Source organism: Streptomyces catenulae (assembly GCF_000718015.1).
GTDB lineage: Bacteria > Actinomycetota > Actinomycetes > Streptomycetales > Streptomycetaceae > Streptomyces > Streptomyces catenulae.
Genome location: NZ_JODY01000028.1, coordinates 1 through 22,544 on the forward strand (window position 1 = coordinate 1; position 22,544 = coordinate 22,544).

General features: G+C 72.5%; 18 protein-coding genes and 2 pseudogenes. 9 read left to right on the forward strand and 11 right to left on the reverse strand.

Features of this window, described 5'->3' with window-relative positions; all coding sequences use genetic code 11:
- Positions 1 to 104: 104 nt before the first annotated feature.
- The 3 genes from IF23_RS0122220 to IF23_RS0122230 all read right to left on the reverse strand — a co-directional run bounded on the left by IF23_RS0122220 (position 105) and on the right by IF23_RS0122230 (position 3,978).
- Positions 105 to 1,019 (reverse strand): VOC family protein, encoded by a 915-nt coding sequence (locus tag IF23_RS0122220; protein WP_030286361.1) that lies wholly within the window; start codon positions 1,017 to 1,019, stop codon positions 105 to 107.
- Between the two features lie 273 nt (positions 1,020 to 1,292).
- Positions 1,293 to 2,750 (reverse strand): DHA2 family efflux MFS transporter permease subunit, encoded by a 1,458-nt coding sequence (locus tag IF23_RS0122225; RefSeq protein WP_030286362.1) that lies wholly within the window; start codon positions 2,748 to 2,750, stop codon positions 1,293 to 1,295.
- 526 nt (positions 2,751 to 3,276) lie between these two features.
- Positions 3,277 to 3,978: a metal-dependent hydrolase gene (locus IF23_RS0122230; RefSeq protein ID WP_030286364.1), complete on the reverse strand. Its 702-nt coding sequence runs from the start codon at positions 3,976 to 3,978 to the stop codon at positions 3,277 to 3,279.
- 134 nt (positions 3,979 to 4,112) lie between these two features.
- Here IF23_RS0122230 and IF23_RS32940 point away from each other — a divergent pair, with 134 nt between their 5' ends.
- On the forward strand, positions 4,113 to 4,352 hold the full coding sequence (locus IF23_RS32940) for a tetratricopeptide repeat protein (protein WP_078654170.1): 240 nt from the start codon (positions 4,113 to 4,115) through the stop codon (positions 4,350 to 4,352).
- A gap of 28 nt (positions 4,353 to 4,380) precedes the next feature.
- Here IF23_RS32940 and IF23_RS0122235 read toward each other — a convergent pair whose 3' ends face one another.
- On the reverse strand, positions 4,381 to 4,824 hold the full coding sequence (locus tag IF23_RS0122235; protein ID WP_030286366.1) for a DUF3592 domain-containing protein: 444 nt from the start codon (positions 4,822 to 4,824) through the stop codon (positions 4,381 to 4,383).
- 374 nt (positions 4,825 to 5,198) lie between these two features.
- On the opposite strand from IF23_RS0122235, the gene IF23_RS0122245 reads away from it, so the two are divergent.
- Complete coding sequence (locus tag IF23_RS0122245; protein ID WP_037679255.1) at positions 5,199 to 6,308, forward strand: aminotransferase class V-fold PLP-dependent enzyme; 1,110 nt, start codon at positions 5,199 to 5,201, stop codon at positions 6,306 to 6,308.
- A 353-nt stretch (positions 6,309 to 6,661) separates the two neighbouring features.
- Positions 6,662 to 8,059, forward strand: coding sequence for a DEAD/DEAH box helicase (locus IF23_RS0122250; protein WP_030286372.1), 1,398 nt, complete (start codon positions 6,662 to 6,664; stop codon positions 8,057 to 8,059).
- A 113-nt stretch (positions 8,060 to 8,172) separates the two neighbouring features.
- Here IF23_RS0122250 and IF23_RS31525 read toward each other — a convergent pair whose 3' ends face one another.
- The gene (locus IF23_RS31525) at positions 8,173 to 8,904 is read right to left on the reverse strand and encodes a FadR/GntR family transcriptional regulator (protein WP_169750024.1); all 732 of its coding nucleotides are present in this window, start codon (positions 8,902 to 8,904) and stop codon (positions 8,173 to 8,175) included.
- A gap of 75 nt (positions 8,905 to 8,979) precedes the next feature.
- Here IF23_RS31525 and IF23_RS0122260 point away from each other — a divergent pair, with 75 nt between their 5' ends.
- Positions 8,980 to 9,825, forward strand: a complete 846-nt coding sequence (locus IF23_RS0122260) for a sterol desaturase family protein (RefSeq protein ID WP_051739818.1) — start codon at positions 8,980 to 8,982, stop codon at positions 9,823 to 9,825.
- Positions 9,826 to 9,877: 52 nt separating this feature from the next.
- On the opposite strand, the gene IF23_RS0122265 is transcribed toward IF23_RS0122260, so the two are convergent.
- Complete coding sequence (locus IF23_RS0122265) at positions 9,878 to 10,993, reverse strand: baeRF3 domain-containing protein (protein ID WP_030286377.1); 1,116 nt, start codon at positions 10,991 to 10,993, stop codon at positions 9,878 to 9,880.
- Positions 10,994 to 11,737: 744 nt separating this feature from the next.
- Between IF23_RS0122265 and IF23_RS31530 the strand changes: the two genes are divergently transcribed.
- Complete coding sequence (locus IF23_RS31530) at positions 11,738 to 12,259, forward strand: cytochrome P450 family protein (RefSeq protein WP_051739807.1); 522 nt, start codon at positions 11,738 to 11,740, stop codon at positions 12,257 to 12,259.
- Between the two features lie 51 nt (positions 12,260 to 12,310).
- Here IF23_RS31530 and IF23_RS35650 read toward each other — a convergent pair whose 3' ends face one another.
- From IF23_RS35650 to IF23_RS0122285, 4 genes and pseudogenes are all read right to left on the reverse strand, one after another.
- Complete coding sequence (locus IF23_RS35650; RefSeq protein WP_425423872.1) at positions 12,311 to 14,410, reverse strand: WD40 repeat domain-containing protein; 2,100 nt, start codon at positions 14,408 to 14,410, stop codon at positions 12,311 to 12,313.
- A gap of 345 nt (positions 14,411 to 14,755) precedes the next feature.
- A pseudogene (locus IF23_RS35655) lies at positions 14,756 to 16,231 on the reverse strand (ATP-binding protein); the annotation flags it as partial.
- Positions 16,232 to 16,402: 171 nt separating this feature from the next.
- Positions 16,403 to 17,443, reverse strand: coding sequence for a chitinase (locus tag IF23_RS0122280; protein ID WP_037679261.1), 1,041 nt, complete (start codon positions 17,441 to 17,443; stop codon positions 16,403 to 16,405).
- Between the two features lie 232 nt (positions 17,444 to 17,675).
- On the reverse strand, positions 17,676 to 18,569 hold the full coding sequence (locus IF23_RS0122285; protein ID WP_030286384.1) for an NADP-dependent oxidoreductase: 894 nt from the start codon (positions 18,567 to 18,569) through the stop codon (positions 17,676 to 17,678).
- Between the two features lie 70 nt (positions 18,570 to 18,639).
- On the opposite strand from IF23_RS0122285, the gene IF23_RS0122290 reads away from it, so the two are divergent.
- Positions 18,640 to 19,245 (forward strand): TetR/AcrR family transcriptional regulator, encoded by a 606-nt coding sequence (locus IF23_RS0122290; protein ID WP_030286386.1) that lies wholly within the window; start codon positions 18,640 to 18,642, stop codon positions 19,243 to 19,245.
- Between the two features lie 114 nt (positions 19,246 to 19,359).
- On the forward strand, positions 19,360 to 20,337 hold the full coding sequence (locus tag IF23_RS0122295) for a zinc-dependent alcohol dehydrogenase family protein (protein ID WP_030286389.1): 978 nt from the start codon (positions 19,360 to 19,362) through the stop codon (positions 20,335 to 20,337).
- 67 nt (positions 20,338 to 20,404) lie between these two features.
- Here IF23_RS0122295 and IF23_RS0122300 read toward each other — a convergent pair.
- Positions 20,405 to 20,893: pseudogene (locus tag IF23_RS0122300) on the reverse strand (cupin domain-containing protein); the annotation flags it as partial.
- An 81-nt stretch (positions 20,894 to 20,974) separates the two neighbouring features.
- Between IF23_RS0122300 and IF23_RS0122305 the strand changes: the two are divergent.
- Complete coding sequence (locus tag IF23_RS0122305; RefSeq protein WP_245655060.1) at positions 20,975 to 21,826, forward strand: LysR family transcriptional regulator; 852 nt, start codon at positions 20,975 to 20,977, stop codon at positions 21,824 to 21,826.
- A gap of 128 nt (positions 21,827 to 21,954) precedes the next feature.
- The gene (locus tag IF23_RS0122310; RefSeq protein WP_030286395.1) at positions 21,955 to 22,521 is read left to right on the forward strand and encodes a GNAT family N-acetyltransferase; all 567 of its coding nucleotides are present in this window, start codon (positions 21,955 to 21,957) and stop codon (positions 22,519 to 22,521) included.
- Positions 22,522 to 22,544 lie beyond the last annotated feature (23 nt).

A 22,544-nucleotide genomic window follows, 5' to 3' on the forward strand; every position in this document is an offset into this window, starting at 1 on the left:
GCCCACCCCCGCACCGCCCCGCTCCGCCCGTCCGCCGCCACCCGCAGCCATCTCACCGTCTCCCTCCGCTCGTGGTGTACGCCGCCCTGCCGCGCCCCGCCCGGTCACACCGGCGGCGGCTGCCACAGCCCGGTGTCCGGGCAGCCCCGCAGGCTCGCCGACACCACGTCGTCCCGGGGGGACGCCACCCCCCAGGTGTCGCTGGTCTGGGCGTTGGCCGGATACACCCGGGGCGTCCACTCGTGGTCCGGGTCGATCCGCAGCATTCCCGTGGTGTATTCGGCGACGAACCGGGAACTCGGCTCCTGGAAATAGGTGAAGGTGTTCGCCCCGACCCCGTGCCGCCCGGGACCCCACAGCGGTGTGTAGCCCTTTTTCGTCAGCTCGCCGGTCGCCCGCATGAATTCGTCGATGCCGCGCAATTCGAAGGCCACATGGTTCAGCGACACATGCGGGGCGCGGGTGAAGGCGAGCATATGGTGGGCGGTGCCGGAGCGGAGGAATACCATGATGTCCTCCACCCAGTCCGTCACCCGGAGACCGAAAATGTCGCGGTAGAACGCCAGAGCGGCCGGCAGATCGGCGGTGTTGAGCACGACATGGCTGATGCCGGTCGGTCTGCTCTCACCCGCCTCGACGGGCCGGAACGCCCGCGCCGCCGTCCCGGCGCTCACCTCGACCGTCCGGCCCTCGCAGTCCAGGAACCGGAAGCGGTAGCCGCCGCCCACGTCATCGCAGGTCGCGGGCGTGGTGAGGAGTTGGCCCTGCGGATGCGCGGCCACCCGGTCGGCGATCTCGTCCACCGCGCGTTCATCGGTCGCGGCCAGACAGAGCAGATCCATCCGCGGCTCCGCGGTGGCCCGCAGCCGCAAGGTGTGAGCGTCCTGGCACCCGGCTCCCAGGAATATCCGGTCCGCGTCGGTGCCGACCGGATCCAACTGCCAGTGTTTCTCGAAGAATTCCCGGGCGGCGCCGAGGTCGGGTACGCCGAGCGCCACACTCCGGACATGGGTGATCATCGAAAATGCCCCCAGACGGTCTCCGGTGGTTTCCGCACGAGAATACCGGCGCCCGCAGAACAAGGACCATTCGATTCGGCCCTTCTCGCCGCTCCACCGCACTTTCGGATACGGGCCGGAAAGCCCCCGCGCGGCACGCGAATTACCCTGCCCGGGCGTCCGTTCGGCCGTCACCGTACGGAAGGGGCGTACCGATTCCGGTCCCCGTACCCCTGTCGCAAAAACGCGGGAGGCGACGGCCGCAGCCGCCGCCTCCCGGTGTCCGGATCCGGGTCAGCTCTCCGCCGACCGGCCCCGGGACGGGAGCAGATAGCTCAGGGCGAAGGTGACGGCGAGCAGCGCGACGCTGACCCACATGGTGGTGGCGAACGCCGGTCCCGCGTCCCGGGCGAGCTGGTGGGCCCGGTCGGGCTGCGGGTGGAAGTACAGCGTGCCGAAGAGGGCGACGCCGAGGGAGGCGGCGACCTGGATGACCGTGTTGAACAGCCCGGACCCGCTGCCCACATGCCGCTCGGGGACGTCCTGGAGGGTGAGCTGGGCCAGCGGCGCCACGGCCAGCCCCGCACCGGAACCGGCGACGAACACACCGGGCACGAACGCCGCCCACGGGGTGTCAGGCGTGGCCCCGTGCGCGGTGATCCCGAGGATCGCCAGCCCCGCGGCCATCACGGCGATGCCGATCTGCACGGTCCCGCGCCCGATGCGCGGCATGAGCACGGTCGCGCCGAAGGTGGCGAACCCGGCGTTGGCGACCGGCCAGGCCAGCATCAGCACACCGACGGTCAACGGCGTGAACCCCAGCGCGGCCTGGAGGAGTTGGAGCAGGGTGAAGAAGAACCCCATCATCGGCAGGAAGATCAGGAACTCCACCAGCAGCCCGCCGCCGACCGAGGGGATCCGCAGCAGCGCGACCTCCACCAGCGGCGACCGGTCCGCGGCCGACCGCAACCGCTGAGCGCGGTGGAAGAGGGCCAGGACGAGCACGCCGAGGACGAACGCGGCCCAACTCCACACGGGCCACGTACCGCGGTCGCTGGCGAGCGTCAGCGGGTACAGCAGAAGCAGCAGCCCGATCCCGGAGAGCACCACACCGGGCAGATCGAGGCGGGGCCGCGTGGTGGCGCGCCCCTCCGGCAGAACACGCCAGGCGGCGAACACCGCCACGGCGCCGACCGGCACATTGATCAGGAAGACCGCCCGCCAGCCGAGACCGGTCCACGCCGACTCCAGCAACAGCGCGCCCAGGACGGGACCGAGGGCCGCGGCGAGGCTGGAGAGCGAGGAGAACGCGGCCATCGCCCGACCGCGCTCGTGGGGTGCGTACAGCAGCTGGATCTGGGAGAGGACCTGCGGGATCATCGCCGCCCCGAACAGCCCCTGCAACACCCGGGCGGCGACCAGCAGCCCGGGCGTGGGGGCCGCGCCGCACAGCGCGGAGGCGGCCGTGAACCCGGCCATACCGATGAGGAAGACGCGCTTGTAGCCGTAGAGGTCGCCCAGTCGGGCGCCGGTGACGACCCCCAGGGCGAAGGCCAGGGTGTATCCGGCGAGCACCCATTCGATCTGGGCCGCGGAGGCGTGGAGTTCGGTGCGGATGGTCGGCAGTGCGATGTTGGCGATCGTGGCGTCCAGCAGGTCCATGAACGCGGCCAGCAGCACGATGAGCAGAGTGACGGTGCGCCGCCGCCCGGCGGGAGCTGTTCGGGGCGGGGCAGAGGTGGTGACGGACAACGTGGTGCCCTTCGGGAAGTCGCAGAGATCGAGGGACGGCGGCACGCCCGCGGGTACGCGCGCGTGCCGCGGTGGCGGGACGGCCCACAGGCCCCCGCCCATCGGCCGACGGACCCGGAAACGGGCTCGGCCGGAAGAAACCGCTGGTCAGCTACTGGAGACCGGTCGCCCGCGCGAGGTTGCGGCAGCGGGCGGACAACAGGAAGAACGGGGCTGCGGCAGGCACACGGCCCTGCGCGGCCCGACGTGAAGAGTCATCACGAGGAAACGCTCCGAGAGGTGAAGAGGACACACTTGTGGCGTGCAAGCGGGTCCGCAGCTAGGAAACTCGGGGCGTAGACATACCTCCACGGTAGCCGATCGACGGTCCGCTCCCGTCCCTCCGGGCCGGTCGGCGGCCCGCGGAAGGCACGGAAAAAGGGCGTCCGAACGGGGGACTTCCCGTTCGGACGCCCATCTCCGGCGTCCGGAAGGAGCCAACTCCTTCCGTGGTCCCGATCGGATGACCGCGACCGGGCACACGCCCCTAGCTGAAGGGGTGCGGCGACAGCGCCGTGAACCACAGCAGGACGACGGTGGCGATCCCCATGATCGGGGTCAGTATCTCCGTCTCCAGCTTGTTGCCGCTGTGCTGGATGAGAACGATCTCGTAGCGGTTCTTCAGCGGCCAGAGCCACGGCGCGCCCTGTTTGGTGATGGAGTCGCCGAGCAGATGGGCCAGACACCCCAGACCGACGGCGTACGGCAGCCAACCCGGCGCCGAGGGGATGAACTTCGCGATCGTGGCCGTACCGATGCCCGCCATCGCCACGATCGTGCCCCAGGCGGAGAACCCGTGGCCGGGCGGACAGAGATTGAGCGCCCGGACCGCGAGGGCCAGCAGGAAGAACGTCATCCCGAGGGTGAACGGACGGCCCAGGTACTCCACCCCGGCCCAGGTCCCGACGGTCATCAGCGCCACGAAGAGCAGCGAGTGGGTGGCGTGCCGGTGGCCACCGGAGATCCACGCCACGAAGCGACACAGCGTCTTGGACACCGGACCGAGGAAGTTGGCGATGGTGCCGTCGTGGTGGTCCAGGTCCGGCAGCAGCGCGGCACCGGCGCAGAGCACCGTGCCCATCAAGATCTCCTCCGGCGCCAGATGAGCATGCATCAGCAGCGGCGGCAGAAAAGGTGAGGTGCCTGCGAAGAGCAGCGCCCCGCTCATCGCATGCGAGTGGCCCATCATGGTGCGTTCGTCCTCCCCGTACGGCGCGTGCCCGACGTCACGCCTGCAACGGCGCAGACGCTATCAGCGCGGTACCGCCGGACGAGCGGCGCCCGGCGCGTTGAGCTGGGAACCGTCGCCGAGGTGGGGACGGGGTGAGGAATACGGGGGCGCGCCGCGCCAACTCCCGGCACGCCGCCAGCACCTCGCCGACCGCCGGTGCCGCTGCGGCGGCCCGGAGCAACCTGGCGGGCGCGTACGCGGCGGCGGGGGACTGGGACCGGGCGGCGTCCTCGTACGAGCGGGTTCTGGCCGACTTTCGGCGCGCACTTGGGAAGGAGCACCCGCTGACGGAAACCGTCCGGAAGCGACTGGCCGCCGTACGCGCCGGATGAGGTGCGTCCCGCGACCCCGTCCGGCAACCTAGATCGAGCCGCCGAGAGGCACCGTGACGAGGAGGTACAGCCCGAGGCCGGTGGCGGCGAGGCCGATCACCACGAAGAACCAGTAGAGGGGCGCCCCGTCGTAGCCCTTGAGCGAGGCGCGGTCGGGGTCGGTCGGGTCGTAGTAGATCACCGCGGGGGCGCCCACCTTGAAGCGTCCCTTTCCGCTCTTGTACATCGTGGGGCAGTACTCGTGCCGACTGCCGTCGGGAGTCTGCCAGGCGACGATGGGGGAGTAGAGCGTCTGCCCGTTGTCGCTCGAACTGCGGCCATGGCGGACCACCTGGCCGTACGCCATGGCTCCGGTCCGCCGCAACGTTCTGACCTTGCGTATGCTCCGTATGCCGATCGCCAGGAAGGCCGCACCGAAGAGCAGTACGGGGATGAAGCCAAATGGCACGCTGTACCCGCTGGAGTCGTCCACGGTCGGAGAAACGCGCCCTTACCGCACCGGAGTTCCGGCCTTCGCTTCGAAGGGGCCGAAGTCGGCCAGCCCGGCAGCGCTCGCCGGACGGGGTCGGCAGAGGCCGAGATCTTGCCGCCGTGATCTCGTCCTGCACACGGTCCTGGTGAGGCTGAGGGAGCCGCGCCGACGCGTCGTGAAGGACGCCCCGCGCAGCGCGTGCCGATCCGCCTGGAGGTTGGCCTGAACTCGGAACGGGTGGCGGAAGCCGGACTCGTCGGCGCTCCGCAGGGTGAACATCCGTACCGCACACGGAAGATGACCTTCCCGGGCAAGCAGGGTCAGGATGCCGTCCGCCGCCTGTGCTGTGGTGCGGCGGAGGCAGGATGGCACCCATGGGACTGCACACCGCATACGGACTCAGCCGGATCATCAACGCACGAGGGCCCTACACGCCCCTCGGTGTCTCGCGGAGCGGGGACGGTGTCGCCGCCGCGGTGGCCGGAGCGCTGTCGGAGTTCTTCGTGATGGACGAGTTGCAGGGGGCGGCCGATCGGGCTCTCGCCCGGTTCTCCGGAGCGGAGGCGGGGACCGTGGTGCACTGCACGGCGTCGGCGATCACCCTCGCGGTCGCGGCGGCGATGACGGGGGAGTCCCCGGAGCGCATCGCGGCGCTGCCGGACACGACCGGTATGCCCGGCACCGTCGTCCTCCCGGCGGGCCACGCCGTCAACTACGGGCACCCCCTCGTCCAGGCCGTCCGGCTGGCGGGCGCGGTCCCGGTCACCGTGGGGACGGACGCCGGGTTCACGCGGGAGGATCTGGAGAGGGGCCTCGCCCGCCCCGGCGTCGCCTGTCTGCTGCTGGTGTCCTCCCGTCTCGTCCGCGGGACCGGCACCGATCTCGCCGAAGCCGTGGCGGTTGCCCATCGCCGCGGGGTGCCGGTCGTCGTCGACGGCGCCGCGCAGGACTTCCGGATCGGGGAACTGCTCGGCACGGGGGCGGACCTGGTGGCCGTCAGCGGGCAGAAGTATCTGGGTTCCCCGACCGCCGGGCTGGTGGTGGGCCGGACCGGTCTGGTGGCCGCGGTCCGGGCGCAGGAACGGGGCATCGGCCGGGGGATGAAGGCGAGCAAGGAGGCGGTGATCGGCGTCCTCGCCGCGCTGGAGGCGCGTCAGGAGCGGGACATGGCGGGGTGGCGGCAGCGGCAGGCGGACAAGGTGGCGGACTTCGTCGAGCGGACCGGTGCCCTCCGGGGCGTCACCGCGTCGTCCGTCCCCGACCCGACCGGGCTGCCCTTCGAGCGCGCCCGGCTGCTGCTGGACCCCGCCGCCGCGGGCATGGGCGCGGTCGCCCTGGAGGAGGCGCTGCGAGCGGGATCACCGTCGATCTGGGCCCTGCCCGGGCGGCACGGCACGGAAGAGCTGCTGTTCGAGCTGGTCCCGCTCGCACCGGAGGAGATCGACGCCGTGATCGTCCGGCTGGCCGAACTGCTACCGGGCTGAGGGGAGTTGGCGGGGGAGGGTGGCGGGCCTGTGCAGGTTCGCCGGGGATTACGGGGGGCGGCGGAGGCGGCTCTTCCTGCGGTACGGCCCACCGGGCGGCACTTCGGGCCCCGGTGCCGGAAGCCCGCGCCACCCCACCGCCCCATACCGAGTGACCAGCACCACATCGCCGGGCGCCACCCCGCACACCCCGCACCACCAGGCCAAACAGCCACTCGCTCCGTGTTACCCTTCCACGTTTGGACGGCCGGGACGGTCGGCGACTCCGTCCGCCTGCTTCCCCTCGTACGTCGGCCGTTCCTCGATCCTGCCGGGCCTTTCCCTCGGTACGTTCCCCCTGCGGAAGGCTCTTCATGAACCACCCGGACCGCCCCAGCACCCCGCACGGCGACGACGCCCGGCCGGTGCCCCCGGTCGCCTTCGCCGACATGGATCTTCCGGCCGAGGTGCTGCGTACGCTCACCGAGCGCGGGGTGCGCGAGCCGTTCCCGATCCAGGCGGCCACCCTGCCCAGCGCCCTCGCCGGACGCGACGTCCTGGGACGCGGGCGCACGGGATCGGGCAAGACGCTCGCCTTCGGCCTCCCGCTGCTCGTCCGGACGGCCGGGCGGCGCGCGGAGCCCAAGCAGCCCCTCGCCCTGATCCTGGTGCCCACCCGGGAACTGGCCCAGCAGGTGTCCGAGGCGCTCGCACCGTATGCCGACGCGCTCGGCCTCCGGACGGCCACGGTCGTCGGCGGGATGTCGATCGGTCGGCAGACCGCTGCACTGCGCGACGGGGCCGAGGTCGTCGTCGCCACGCCCGGCCGCCTGCACGACCTGATCGGACGCAAGGCCTGCCGTCTGGAACGGGTGCGGATCACCGTCCTCGACGAGGCCGACCAGATGTGTGACATGGGCTTCCTGCCGCAGGTCACCGAGGTGCTCGACCAGGTGCACCACGACGGCCAGCGGATGCTGTTCTCGGCCACGCTGGACCGCGACGTCGACCAGCTGGTCAGCCGCCACCTGCACGACCCGGTGGTCCACTCCGTCGACCCGTCGGCGGGCGCGGTCGCGACGATGGACCACCATGTGCTGGTCGTCCACGGACCCGACCGCTACGCCGTCACCACGGAGATCGCCGCCCGCGACGGCCGCGTCCTGCTGTTCCTGGACACCAAGCACGGCGTCGACCAGCTCACCCGGCATCTGCGGGCCCACGGGGTGCACGCCGCGGCGCTGCACAGCGGCAAGTCCCAGCCGCAGCGCACCCGGACCCTCGCACAGTTCAAGAACGGCCAGGTCACAGCCCTGGTGGCGACCAAGGTCGCGGCCCGTGGCCTGCACGTCGACGACCTCGATCTCGTGGTGAACGTCGACCCGCCCACCGACCCCAAGGACTATCTGCACCGCGCGGGCCGCACCGCCCGGGCCGGGGAGTCCGGCAGCGTCGTCACGCTGGTGCTGTCGGGCCAGCGCCGGGAGCTGCACCGGCTGACGGCCGAGGCCGGTATCGAGACGACGACCACCAAGGTGCGCTCGGGCGAGGCGGAGCTGAGCCGGATCACCGGCGCCAAGGCCCCCTCCGGCGTCCCGCTCGACGGCGGTCCCGCCGAGGCCCGCCCCAAGAACACCAACGCCCCCTTCCGTGGCCTGGGCTCCAGCAAGAGCGCTCCCCGCGGCAGCGGCGGCAAGCCGTCCCGTAAGGCGAACGAGGCCCGCAAGCTCGCCGAGGCCCGTAAGGCGGCCCGGGTGCGGCGCGGCGCCTAGGGGCACCGCCCGGCCGGATCCCGGGGATCCGGCCGGACCCTCGCCCCCGGGAGCCTGGCCTCACCTGCCCCGGAGCCACGGCGCGGCGCCCTCCGCCGGGGGAGAGGTGGCCCTCAGCGGCGTCGGCCCCTGCCGGGAGAAGGCGCGTCGGCGGCTCGTACGGCGGTGACCGAGGTATGGAGCAGGCGGCTGGCGGTGTCGCGGGCCGCCTCGGCGTCGCCGCGGCCGATCGCGCGGGCGATCTCCGCCAGATCGGCGGAGCGCCGTGACTCCTCGCGCAGCACCGTGAGGAAGTCCTTCGCGGCCGGTGAGTCCTCGGTCGCCTGGAGCCCCGCCATCAGCGTGTTGAGGGCGAGACGGTAGGCGAGGCTCTCCGTCCCGGCGACGAGCGCCGTCCAGTACGCGAGGTTGTTCGCCGCGAGCGCGGGGTCGGCCATCGACTCGGTCGGCAGCAGCTCCAGCAGCTGGTCGCCGACCGCGGGTGAGCGCTCGGCGCAGAGCCGGGCGGCGTCGGCGCCGATGCACGCGCGCAGTTCGAGGACGCCCACGGCCGCGTCGGCGTTCGGCCTGCCGCCGCCCGCGATCAGTTCGGGCAGCAGATCGAGCCCCGCGTGCTCGGGGATGCTCAGCACCCGCGTCGCGCCGCCCTGGTTGACCTCGACCAGGTTGCCCTGTTGCAGCCGTTTGATCGCTTCCCGTACGGCGTGGCGGTTGGCGCCGAACGTCTCCGCCAGCTCGCGTTCGGACGGCAGGGTGCCGGTGAGCGAGCCGTCGAGGATGGCGTCCATCAGCTGGCGATGGATCTGGCCGGAGAGCGGCATGGCGCCCACGGGTCGAAGAGTCACGCGGTCAGCATACCGAGACGGAGCACAGTGCATTACTCATTGTCTGGTTGGACCAGTAACCCTATGCTCCCGCTCATGGACCTCGCCTCGCTCCTGCTCTGGCTCTCCGCCCCCGTCTTCCTCCTCGCCATGCTCGTCGAACTGCTCGTACTCCGACGGCGGCGCCTGCCCTCCTACGACAAGCGCGATTCGTTCCTCAACATCGCGACCGCCCTCGGCAACCAACTGGCCGCGATGGCCTGGGCGTTCGTCCAGGGCGCGGTGTTGCTGTGGCTGCACTCGGCGGTCCCGTGGCGCCTCACCGGATGGGTGGCCTGGGCCGTCGGGATGGTCGCCGTCGACTTCGCGTACTACTGGTTCCACCGCGCGCACCACGAGATACGGGCGCTCTGGGCGGTGCATGTGGTCCACCACAGCAGCGAGCGGTACAACCTCTCGGTCGCGCTGCGGCAGCCGTTCCTCGTCGTCACGACGCTGCCGTTCCTCCTGCCGGTCGTGCTGACCGGTATCCGCCCCGAGACGCTGACCACCTGCTTCGCGATCAACCTCGTCTACCAGTTCTTCATCCACACCGAACTCGTCGACAAGTTGTGGGCACCGGTCGAATACGTCCTCAACACCCCGAGCCACCACCGGGTCCACCACGGATCGCAGGAGCAGTACCTCGACAAGAACTACGGCGGGATCCTGATCCTCTGGGACCGGCTCTTCGGCACCTTCGAACCCGAAGGCGAGCGCGTGCGCTACGGCCTCACCAAGAACATCCACACCTACCGCATCGTGCGCGTACAGACACACGAACTCGCGGCGATGGCCCGGGACATCCTCCACGCCGAGAACTGGTCCGCCCGCCTCGGATACGCCCTCCGGGGCCCGGGCTGGACACCGGGCCCTTCGCTCGGGCCGGGGGAAGCCAACTGATCGGGGAGTTGGCCTGTGGGCGGCGGCACCGGCGCGGGGCGGCGGGACCGGACTAGTACCGCAACGTCCCCGCGATCCCGCCCACTTCGGCGAGTACGCCGTCGGGGACGAAACGGACGTCCGCGCCGGTGTCCAGGGACCGTTCCACGATCGTGTCCACGATGTCGTCCACGGAGTCCGGGGTGCCGGGTTCGGTCGGCAGGAGGTGCTCTCCGGTGTCGCGTACGGTCTCCCGGTAGTTCTCCTCCACCGCCAGCAGCGCGACCCGGCCCTCCTCGGCGTTCTGCCGGATCTCGTCCACACCGGCGGCGAACGTCCGGCGGCCACGCGCCCGGTCCAGTTCGGCCAGCACCTCGGCGACCTCGGCCGCCGCCTGCTTCTCGGCGTACGGGCGGATCGCCTGCCGGAGGGCGTCCGGCGGCCCGGCCGCCAGCCCCGTGTGCGGCACCTGCGTCACCGTGACCCGGGTGCCGTTGCCGCCCCGTACGACCGTCCCGGCCTCTTCGAACAGCGAGAGCGCCGCCGTCTCGCCGACCACGTACAGGGGCCGGGGGGAGGCTTTGACGACGGCGGCGAGGGCGGTGTCCGCGTCGCGCAGGAACTTGCGGGTGTGCTCGTCGCGGAAGGTGCTGGGTACGTCGCCCACCTGCAACTGGTCCTCGGGATCGGGGTCCACCAGGCTGCGGGTCAGGGGGAAGCCGCCGCGGTGTACCTCGGTGAGGCGGTCGGTCGTGCCGCTCCACAGGCTGACGCGGTCGGCGGAGAGCGCCAGAACCCAGAAGGGGTGCGCCGCGGCCCGGGCGGCGACGAGGTTGCGGGTGAGAAAGGTGTCCGAGAGCACCACCCGGGCCGGGACCGTCCGGCCCAGCGACCACACCTGGTGTTCCCCCGGTGCCGCGAAGAGGACCAAGCCCTCCCCGGCATGTGTGAGGTCGATCTCCGACGCCGCCCGGCCCAACTGCTCGATGACCTCGATCCGGCGTTCCCTGGAGACATCCGGATCGTCCTGGAGCCCCTCCTTGGCCTCCGCCAGCATGTTCCGCAACAGGACGGGATCCTGCGCGTTGTCCGGCTCGCGACGGTGCGTGGGCAGCAGGACCGACACGGCGGGATAGGGCCGCCGCCGTCGGAGCTGGGCGAGGTCGGCGGAAGTGGGCGCTGCATGCATCGGAAGCCTTCTTTCGGCGCGGGGATTCACGGAGCCGAAGCGGATCGGGGCGGGGCGGCGAGCCGCGCGAACGAGGCGGCGGAGGCGCCTGACGGAGCCCGCCCCGAGGGAACCGTCCCGGGGCACACCGCCCGACCCCACTACGAACGATATGCCCGATTCCGCGGCCGGGCAGCAGGTGCGCCACCCGCCGCACCGGGCTCGCCCGGGCCGGGGTTCGTGCCCTGGATGGCAGTCCCGACTCCGGGAGCCGGGCGCGTCACTTACGGCGATGATGCGGACACAGCCCGCTCGGGAATCGCGGCACCGCACCGAGCCGCAACGGAACGCCGTCCGCCCGCCCACGGACGGCTCGCGGCGGCTCCCCTGCTCTACCATTCACGCTCCGCCGCCCTCGCCCGTCCACGGTGTGCGCGCAACACCCGCTCGAATGCGTCGCGTTGTCCGTCGGCGTGGCGCTCCAGGGCGCACCGCCCTTCGGCCGTACGCCGTGTCCACGGCGGCACCGAGGAGCGGCGGAGGGCGGGCCGTACGTGTCCGGCGCCCTGGCGCCGTTCCGCCCACCCGCCCGAGACGGAGGAACCGTGATGCGGAAGACCCCCGCCAGCTCCGTCGATCTCTTCTCCGACGAGGCCCTGGCCGACCCCTACCCGCTCTACCGGAAGCTCCGCGACACCGGGCCCGCCGTCTTCCTCGTACGCGAGGAGCGCTGGGCCGTCTCCCGGCACGCGGAGGGTCCGCACCGTGCTGACCACTCCGAAGCTCTTCGCCAACAGCGGCGCGGTCGCCCTGACCGACGACGCCAACGACCGGATGCTCTCCGGCACCGTGCTGGGTACGGACGGCGCCGAACACCGCCGTCTGCGCGCCCCGTTCACCGCGCGGCTGAGCCACCGGGCCCTGGCCGCCTCGGTTCCGCGGATCGAGGCGCGGGCCGCTCGGCTCGCCGACGCCCACGTCGCGCGCGGCGCCTTCGACGGCGCCGCGCTGGTCACGGCGTTCGGCACCGATGTGGTCCTGGACCTCATGGGCCTGCCCGCCGACGCCCGCCGCCTGCTCACCGAGGACCCACCGGCGATCTTCCACGCCTTCGGCCCCGCGGGGCCCCGCCAGGCGGACGGGCCGGCCCGGGCCGGGGCGATGTACACCGAGCTGGCCGGGGCCGTCCGGCCCGACGCCGTCCGCCCCGACGGCGCCCCCGAACGCCTCGTCAACAACGTGCTCCGCGGCTTCGACCGCCTGCCCCTGGGCGTCGAACCGGCCTGACCGCCCGGCGGGCATGCCCCCGGCAGCCGCCGGGGCGGCCCACCGGCCGGGTCAGCCGGTGCAGGGGGGATCGTAGGGGAGGGCCGGTGAGACGTACTTCTTCCACCGGGCGGGGGTCATGGCCCGCGGGGTGGACGCGCACAGGATGGTGCGGGCGCGTGCCGGGTCGGTCTGCCAGAGCCGTACGGTGCCGTCCTGGCCGCTGGTGATCAGCAGCCCGGCGCGGGGGCCGAACAGCAGCCCGTTGACCCAGCCGGAGTGGCCGGTGACGGGTTTCCCGTAGGCGGTGGCGTGGGCCGGGTCCGAGGTGTCCCAGAGGCGGATCTGCCCGTGGGCGGTGCCGCTCGCGAGGAGGTGGCCGGAGGGGGAGAACCCGACGCTGGTCACCATGCCACCGGCGGACAGCGGCTGCCCGACGGTGGTGGGGGACCGGTGCCCCGACACGTCCCACAGCCGTACGGTGCTGTCACTGTTGCCCGTCGCGAGAAGCGGGGAGCGTGCGCTGACGGCGAGGGCGAAGATCTGCTGTCGGCTGGCGACCTGGCCGCTCGGGGAGGGCGCCGCTCCGCCGCCCGTGTGCCAGACGAGGATGTTGCCGAAGTAGTCACCGGTGTAGACGTATTCACCGCTGGGCGCGGCGGCCATACCGCGGAGCGGCAGCCGCTGTACGGGCAACTCGCCGTCGCCGAGCGGCACGGGGTGTTCCGGGGGCGAGACGTTCCAGGCGCGTACGCCGCCGACGTAGCTGCCCTGGAGTTTCATCGAGGCGGCGAGGAGCGTGTGCCCGTCGGAGGCGAAGGCCACTGCGCCGACCGGCTTGACCTGCCCGGGCAGCGCCGCGCCGATCCTCACCGGGCGGGCCGGCGCCGACACGTCCCACAGCTGCACCCTGCCGCCGAACTCGCCGGTGGCCAGGACGGTTCGGTCGCCCGTACCGGGCCGGAAGGCCAGCGCGTTCACGGCCGTGGCCGCGCGGGGGAGGGCGCCGAGGCGCGTCAGGCGCGTGGGGTCGGAGACGTCCCAGACGGTGACCTCGCGGCCGGAGGAGACCGCGAGCAGCCGCCCGTCACCGGAGAGCGCCAGCGTCTCGGCGGCCGGTCCGTCGCCCGTGACGGCCAGCGTCGGCGGCAGCCGCCACAGCCGCACCGCGCCGTCGGCGCCGCCACTGGCCAGGGTGGAACCGGTGGCGTCGAAGGCCAGACCGGTGACGAACGTGGTGTGGCCGCGCATCGGGGGTCCGATGGCCCGGGTCAGCCCCGGCGATCCGACGTTCCAGAGAGTGATCTTCCCGCTCTGGTCGCCGGTGGCGAGTACATGGCCGTCCGGGCTGAAGGCGACCGAGTTGGCCGGGTCGTCGAAGTTCATCTGCCGCACCGCCTTCGGCCGGTGCGGATCCGAGACGTCCCAGACCAGGACCTTGTTGTCGGACCCGGCGGTGGCCATCACCCGCCCGGAGGGGCTGAACACCACCTGGTTGACGATGGCCGTGTGGCCGTTCAACGGGCCGCCCAGCGCGGTCGGGTGGGCGGGGTCCGAGACGTTCCACAGCCGCAGCAGCGACGCGCTGCCCGTCGAACCGACCGTGCCCCCGGCGGCGGCCAGCGTCCGTCCGTCCGGGCTGAACGCGACCGAGGAGACCCCCTGTTCCCGGACGGACAGCACATCCGTCAGATGCCGCAGATGCCGCGGATCGGAGACGTCCCACAGCTGCACGGTGCTCGGGCCGGGGTTGAGGCGCCCGAAGGCGCTGACCGCCAGCGTCCGGCCGTCGGGGCTGAACTTCAGGCTCGACACCGCGCCCTGCGCCACCGGCACCGGAGCCGAGAGCGCCGCCGGATGCCGGGCGTCGGAGACGTCCAGGATCCGCACCGTGCCGTCCGAACCGCCCCGGGCCAGCAGGTCGCCCCGCGTGTTGTAGGCGATCGGCTGGACGTCGACGTTCTTCCCGGCGCTGAGCGGCCCGGTCAGCGGGGTCGGCCGCCCTCTGGTCGCGCCGCCCCAGAACTGCAGATTCGCCGTTCCGGTGGCCAGCTCGCCGTGCGGACCGAAGGCGACCGAGTGGACGGTGCGGAACTTCCTCGGCAGCGTCGTGGAGAGCACGGAACCCGCCTCCGTCATCAGCCGGGTGTGCAGCGCGGCCGTCGGGCGCATCCGGTACGCGACGAGGTCGAGCTGCGCGGCGAGCGCGGTGTCGGATTCGCGTTGCCGGTCCGCCTCGGCGGTGATCCGCTCGAAGATCGCGTTGTCCCGCTGCTCCAGGGCGCTGCGGCTCTGATCGAGCGCGAACACCGCCAGCCCCGAGGCGAGCAGCGCCAGCACGGTGACGGCGACGACCGCACTGCGGCCCAGCAGCTGGGTCCGGCGCTGTTGCCGCCCGGAGGCGTCCAGGAAGTCGCCGATCAGCGGCGTGAGATCCTCGGGCGCCGCGTCCGAGGCCCAGGTGCGGGCCACCGCCAGCCTGGCCCCCCGGTACAGCGCCGCCGTGTCCCGCCGCCCGTCGCGCTCCCAGGTGACAGCCGCCTCCTCCAACTCCTGGCGGACCGCTCCGTCGGGACGACCGGCCCCGGTCAACGAGTTCCACAGCCGGGGCCAGGCCCGCAGCAGCGCCTCGTGGGTGATCTCGACGGTCCCTTCCTCCCGCTCCACGCCCTGGGTGAGCAGGCGTGCCCGGGTGAACCGTTCGGCGACCTCCGGTACGGCCTCCGGGTCGGCGGCGGCCAGCAGCAGATCACGGCGGGTGCGTCGGCGCCGGGTCACCTCGCCGTTCTCGCTGACCCGGGCGAGGCTGAGGAACAGCCGCCGCGCCGCCCGCTGCGCACGCGGGCTCAGCTTCTCGAACTCCTCCTCGGCGGTGGCCTTCACCGCGCCGTCGATCCCTCCGGTGTCGCGGTAACTGTCCACCGTCAAGGTGTCGCCCCGGCGCTCACGCCAGGTGGCCCGCAGCGCGTGCGCGAGCAGCGGCAGCCGCCCGGGCTCGTACGTCCCCTGCTCCTGTCCGGCGTCGCTGCGCAGGTCGCGCAGGATGACCTCCACCAGCCCCGTGGCCAGCGACAGCCCGGCCCGCTGCGCCGGGCGGAGCACGGCGTTGCGCACCTCGTCGTCGGTCATGGGGCCGACGAAGACCTGACGTCCGGCCAGCGCGTCCCGCAGGTGCGGGAAGGCGGCGCAGGCCCCGTAGAAGTCTGCGCGCAGCCCGTAGACCGCCAGGGCCACGGGCTCCTCGCCGCCGGTGAGACCGTCGAGCAGGTCCACGAAGCGGCGGCGGGCGGACTCCTCGGGGGAGAGGGCGAAGAGCTCCTCCAACTGGTCCACGACGAGCACCACCCGGCCGTCCGGCGGCAGACCGAGCCGGTCGCGCAGCAGCGCGTTCAGGGCGCCGGGGCCGGTCTCCGCGGCCTCCCGGACCAGCTTCTCCCCGGCTCCGGTGAGCGCGGCGAGCCCGGCGGTGAGGGCGGCGGGCGGATCGGCGGTGGGTGTCAGCAGGAGCTGCGGCCAGCTGCGGCTGCCGGGCAGGTGCCCGTTGGTCAGGGCGGGGAGCAGACCGGCGCGCAGCAGCGACGACTTGCCCGCGCCGGAGGGTGCGACGACGGCGAGCGGGGTCCCGTCGTCCAGGCACTCCTCCAGCCGGTCCATGACCTTGCTGACGAGCGCCTCCCGGCCGAAGAACCACTCGGACTCGTCCCGGCGGAAGGGGCGGAGCCCCGGGTAGGGGCACTCCCCGTCCGCCGAGGGGGAGGTGGTACGTCCGTACTCCTCGCCTCCCGCGTGGTAGTGCTCGTGCCGGTGGAGCGCACCGCCGTTGACGACGATCATGTTCTCCGCCGACTGGTACACGCTGCCGCGCTCGGTGGCCCAGGCGATCTGCTCGATGAGGTGCTTGCCCGCTGCGGGCTCCTGATGGGGCGTCATGGCGGTCCGGTCTTCTTCCACGCGCATCCCCCGAGTCGGCAGCGCGGTCAATGTGTCGCTCATGCTAGAGCCAGGAGCCTTGTCACAGGCGGGAGTTCGTCCATCGCAACGGCCGCGGTGCACGGCCCGGGGCCCGCGCCGACGACCACCCCGCGGACGATCGGCGACGCGGCCCCGGCGTTCTTCCGGGCCGGGCGGGCCCTTCTCCGGGCGCAGCCGCGGACGGCTCGGCCGTCAGCCCTTGCCGAGGGCGTCGGTGAAGGCGAACGGCGACTGCGGGACACCGCTGCACACCGGCGAGGCACCCCTCGGGGTCGGCACGGAGCCCGTACCGCCCTTGGCCGTTGCCCGCGCGGCCGAGCACGACTGGTCGCGGCTGACGGACCAGTAGGACATCCGGCCGACGCCGTTGCTCTTCGCCCAGCTCACCACCGAGGCGGCGTCGGCCAGGCTGAAGACGGAACCGTCGTCGTTCACACCGATCATCGGGGTGATCCCGAGGTTGGCGTAGGTGTAGCCGGAGTCCACGGACTGCATCTGCGCCAGGGTGGCCTTGCCCGCGCTGATCGCCGCCGCGCCCATGTCCGTGCCGGTGCCCTGGCCGTAGTCCATCGTCATGATGTTGACGTTGTCGAGCGTCACCCCGGCTGTCTTGGCGGCCTTCAGCACGTTGACGCCGTCGGCGGTCAGACCGTCGGGCAGCACCGGCAGTGTCACCGAGGCGGTCAGTCCGGGGTTCTTCGCCTTGAGGTCCTTGATCGCGGTCATCTGCCGGGCCACACCCGCGGCGTCGGCGACGGCCGCACCCTCGATGTCGAAGTCCAGGGAGGTGGTGCCGTAGGCGGTGATCTCCTTCTGGTAACCCGCGTCGATCTTGCTCTGGTCGGTACAGGTGAAGGCCAGCGGCTGCCCGCTCGCCCCGCCGGAGGAGATGATCACGTCGGCGCCCTCGGATTTCGCCTTGGCGATCTCCGGATCGGTGTACGGGTCGTTGCCGACGGGGAGCGTGTCGCCCCAGATGTTGTCGCAACCGGCGCCGATGGTGAAGGCGGCGGTGTAGGTCTTCACGCCGTGGTCGGTGATGGCGGTGTCCAGCAGCCCTTCACCGGAGTTGCTCATGTCCACGTACGGGGCGAACTCGCCCGCCGCGTTCAGCTGGGCGGCCGGGCCCACCGTCTGCGGGTGCGCGGGGCTCGCGGCGGCGGCGGTGATTCCGACGACGGACAGGGCTCCGGCGGCTGCCGTGGCCAGGGCTGTACGGATCGGCTTCCTCATCAGGTGTCCGGTCCTTCCGGGGGACGGGAGAAGAACATGACCGTTCACCGACAATGAATGGACTAGACCAAAGCTGCCGTCAAGGGGTCGGTTGGCCCAACAACCCTTTCTTTGAACGCACTTGGTGAAGCGGTGGAGCGCCGGTCGCGGTCGACGCCCGACGGGTTCACGCGCGGCCGGACCGGCGGGACCGCGCGCGAACCCGCCGGACGGGGCGGGGTGCGGCGCGCCCTCAGACGGTCAGCACCCGGCGTCCGCGCGTATGACCGGCCTGACTGTCGGCGTGCGCCGCCGCGGCCTCGGCCAGCGGATACGCCTTCTCGACCGGGATCCGGAGCCTTCCCCGCGAGATGAGATCGACGGCCTCGGCGAGCGCGTCCGGCACGCTCCCGGCCACACCGGAGAAGCGGACGCCGAGCGCCGGTGCGCCGAGATCGGCGATGGAGATCACCTTCTCCGGATCCCCGGTCAGCTCGATCAGCTCGCGGATCACGCCGGAGCCGGCCAGATCGAGCGCCGCGTCCACGCGACCGAGCTGCCGCACCCGCGCCACCCAGCCCTCGCCGTATGTCGTGGCGACGGCGCCCAGGCTCCGCAGATAGTCCTGGTTCGCGGCCCCGGCGGTGCCGATCACCGCGATGCCGCGGTCGCGGGCGATCTGCAGGACCGCCGATCCGACGCCCCCGGACGCGCCGCTGACCAGCAGCGTCTGCCCGGGCCGCACACCGACCTCGCGGAGGACGCGCAGCGCGGTCTCCACCACGGAGGGGTACCCGGCCGCCTCCTCGAACGTCAGCCCCGCGGGTATCCGGGCCCAGGCCGACAGCACGGCGAACTCCGCGTAGGTGCTGGAGCCCTCGCCGAACACGGGGTCACCGACCTCGAACCCCGTCACCCCCTCGCCGACCTCGTCCACCACCCCGGAGGCGTCCAGTCCGACCCCGGAGGGCAGCGAGATCGGATGCGCCCCCAGGACCTGGCCCTCGCGGATGCGCCAGTCGACGGGATTCACCCCCGCCGCCCGCACGGCGATACGTACCTGGCCGGGGCCCGCGTGGGGCTCCTCGGCATCGATGAGTCGTAGGACATCGGGACCGCCGAACTCGGCGAAGCTCACTCTCTTCATGCCGCAGACGGTAACCCTAACCGTTAGCTTTTCAAAACCGTTGTGAGTTCCTATTTGCTAGCGTTGGATCATGACCGAGCCGTCCGGACGCCGTGAACGCAAGAAGGCCGCGACCCGCCGGAAGATCGCCGACACCGCCCTGCGGCTCTTCCTCGACCGCGGCTTCGACGCCGTGGGCATCCGCGACGTCGCCGCCGAGGCCGATGTGGCGGTGACCACCGTCTTCTCCCACTTCGCCTCGAAAGAGGCCCTGGTGTTCGAGCAGGACGCGGACTTCGAGCGGCGTCTCACCCAGGCGGTCACCGGCCGCGCGCCGGACGAGCCGCTCCTCCCCGCACTGCACCGCGAGGTCCGGGCCCTGGTCCGGCACTGCACGGCGGACAGCGCCGCCCCGGTCTGGCGCATGATCGACGCCTCATCCGCGCTGCGGGAGTACGAGGAGTCGATGCGGCTGCGCCACGCCGCGGCGCTGGCCACGGCCCTCGCCGCCGATCCCGCCCTGCCGCAGACCACCACGGCCTGCCGAGCCCTCGCCAGATTCGTGATCGACGCCTATGCGGTGGCCCGTGAGGCGACCGATCCGCAGACCGCGCTGGACGAGATCTTCCGGATGATCGAGGCGGCCTGGGCCGTCACCTGCCCCGCCGGGAAATCCGGCGACCCGGCCGGAACGTAGGCGGTCGGCACCACCGACGACGGCACCACCTCCTGCCTCGGTGTCCGCCGCGACCTCCGGCCGTTCGTAGGATGGGGGGCCGACAGAGACACGGGAGAACGGGGGAGGACGCCGGTGCTGGCTGCTGTGGTGGACTCGCCCGGTCGGCTGGCCGATGTCCTGGTGGTCCGTGACGTGGACGGACCCGCCGCGCCCGGTGAGGGTGAGGTCGTGGTGCGTATGCGCGCGACGACCCTCAACCCTTCCGACGAGGTCACCGTCTCGGGCGCGTACGGGTCGCGGACGTCGTTCCCGATGGTTCCCGGGTTCGAGGGTGTCGGGGTGATCGACGCGGTCGGACCGGGGGTGCCCGCCGCGGCGGTGGGACGGCGGGTGCTTCCGCTCGGATCGGCGGCGAACTGGCAGCAGTACAAGAAGCTCGGCCACGCGTGGTGCGTCCCGGTGCCGGACGACGTGCCCGACGAAGTCGCCTGCTTCGCCTACGTCAACCCGCTGACGGCCATGACGATGGTCGACCGGTTCTGCCGCCCGGGGGTGCGCGATGTGGTGGTCACCGCGGCGACCTCGGCGATCGGTCGGCATCTCGCGGAACTCCTGGCCGAGCGCGGGATCGCACCGGTCGGTGTGGTGCGGGGGACACCGGGGCGGGCGGTGGCCGATCCGTCCCCGTGGCGGGCCGTGATCCCGACGGACGAGCCCGGATGGCGCGAGCGGCTGCGGGCGGCCCTCGGGCCGCGGGGTGCTGAGGTCACCTTCGACTGTGTGGGCGGCGGTGTCGGGGGCGACGCGTTTGCGCTGACCGCGGGCGGCGGCACCTTCGTCCACTACGGCCTGTTGTCGGGCACACCGCTCCCGGCGGAGTGCTTCGCCGACCGGGGCGGCGCCCGCGTGGAGTTCTTCCGCCTGCGCGACACCGTCCACCGGCCCGGCCAGGACCTGCCCGGGCTGCTCGCGCCGGTCTTCGCGCAGCTGCGCCGCGGTCGGCTGCACACGCCCGTGGGGCCACGCATCGGACTCAGCGAACTCCCCGCCCACTTCCGCGGCCCGGCGGTCGGCCGTGCGGGGAAGATCCTGATCGATCCGCAGAGATGACGGCCGCACGGGGGAGACCCACCTCCGTCGGCGCCGTGCGGCCGTCCCGGGCCGGGCGGCTTCGGCCGAGGTCGGTGGCGGGCTCGGTCGCGTAGCGGCTCATCGTGTCGATATGGGCCTGCGGCGTCAGCGGTCGGCTGTCGTCCGCCGCCTGCTGGAGATCCCGGAAGTACTGCACGTACAGGTCCGGGGTGAAGGTGCTGAGCAGGACGGCGGGGTGCTCGGTCGCGTTGGCGAAGGTGTGCGGGGTGCCGGGCGGAATCACCACCAGCGTGCCCGTGGTGGCGTCGTACTCCTCGTGCCCGACGGTGAACCGCACGGTGCCGGAGAGGACGTAGAAGCCCTCGTCGTGCCGGGCGTGGCGGTGTTGCGGCGGTCCCTGGGTGTGCGGGGCGAGGACGGACTCGACGACGGCGAGGCGGTGCCCGGTGTGGCTGCCGTCCTCCAGAACGCGCATCCGCGTGGTGCCCAGAACGATCGTCTCCCCGCCGCCGGGACCCACCACCGATACCGCGGGGCCGGGCTGCGGGGCGCTGGTCTTCGCTTCTTCGGTCATGCCCACGAGTCCACCGCCGGGACCCCGCCGGTGTCCAAGACCTGTCCCGCGACGCCGATACCCGGTGGGTATCGTTGCCGCGTGGAGCTACGGACCTTGCGCTACTTCGTGGCGGTCGCCGAGGAACTCCACTTCGGCCGGGCCGCGACCCGACTGCACATGAGCCAGCCGCCGTTGAGCCGGGCGATCAAGCAGTTGGAGGCCGAGGCCGGAGCCCTGCTGTTCACCCGCTCGCCCTCGGGCGTCACGCTCACGCCGGTGGGCACGGTGCTGCTCGACGAGGCGCGGGCCCTCCTCGACCACGCCGACCGGGTCCGGGAACGCGTCGGCGCGGCGGCCGGAACCGCGGTCCTCACCGTCGGCATCCTGGGCGACGGCACCGACCCGGGAGTCGCCAGGCTGGCCGCCGCCTACCGCCGGGACCACCCCGGTATCGACATCCGCGTCCGCGACACCGATCTGACCGACCCGACCTGCGGGCTGCGCGCCGGACTGGTCGATGTCGCCCTCACCCGGGCACCGTTCGACGAGGCGGCTCTGACGGTGCGTACGCTGCGCAGCGATCCGGTCGGCGTGGTGCTGCGCACCGACGATCCGCTGGCCCGCCGCGACCGGCTGCGGTCGGCGGAGCTGGACGACCGCCGCTGGTTCCAGTTCCCGCGGGGCACCGACCCCCTGTGGCAGTCGTACTGGAACGGCGGCCGACCGCGCGAGGGACCGGTGGTGCGCGCCGTCCAGGAATGCCTGCAGGCGGTGGTGTGGAACGGCACGGTCGGCCTGGCCCCCCTCGGGCACGAACTCCCCGCGGAGCTGACCGTGGTGCCGCTGATCGACATGGCGCCGAGCCGTGTGGTGGCGGTGTGGAACGAGGGCGACACCAACCCGCTGATCCGCCCCTTCGTCGAGAGCGCGACGGCCGCGTACCGCCGCTGAGCAGCGGCAACCGGAGCTGCCGCGGTTCGCGGGGTGCCGCGGACAGCCGGTCCGGGCGCCGCGGGCGGCCACCCACGGTGCGTCGAAATCGTTGGACACTCCGCAGGACGGTCGGCGAACATCCGCGGATGACGGACAAGGAAAACCGCGAAAGTCCGCTCCCACGGCCCCCGAGGAGTGTGCGTTTCGTCGAACTCTCCGGTGAGGTGATGTCGCTGCTGCTCGACGGAGATCTGTCAGCGGCCGGCAGAACGGCCGGGGTGACGCTGACCCCTTATTTCCTGACGGACCGAGCGCGGTGGCTGTGGCGGTTCCGGCTCGACCAGATGGACGCCGATCCCGGTCATGCGCGGTGGATGGTGCGGCAGGCGGTCGTCGACGACAGGGCTCGCGTCGTCGGACACGCCGGGTTCCACGGACCGCCCGACGAGGTCGGCACGGTCGAGATCGGCTATTCCGTCGCCCCCGAATTCCGCCGCCGGGGCTATGCCCGCGCCACGCTCATCGAGCTGCTCCGCCGGGCGGCGGCGGAACCCGAGGCCACCACTGTGCGGGCGACGATCAGCCCTGACAACGCGGCATCCCTGGCCACGATCGCGGGCTTCGGCTTCGTCGAGGTCGGCGAGGAGTGGGACGAGCAGGACGGCCTGGAACACGTCTTCGAGGTCCCTGCCCGCCGGGTTCCCTCCGCGTGAGGTTGCGACGGCGACCCGCGCGG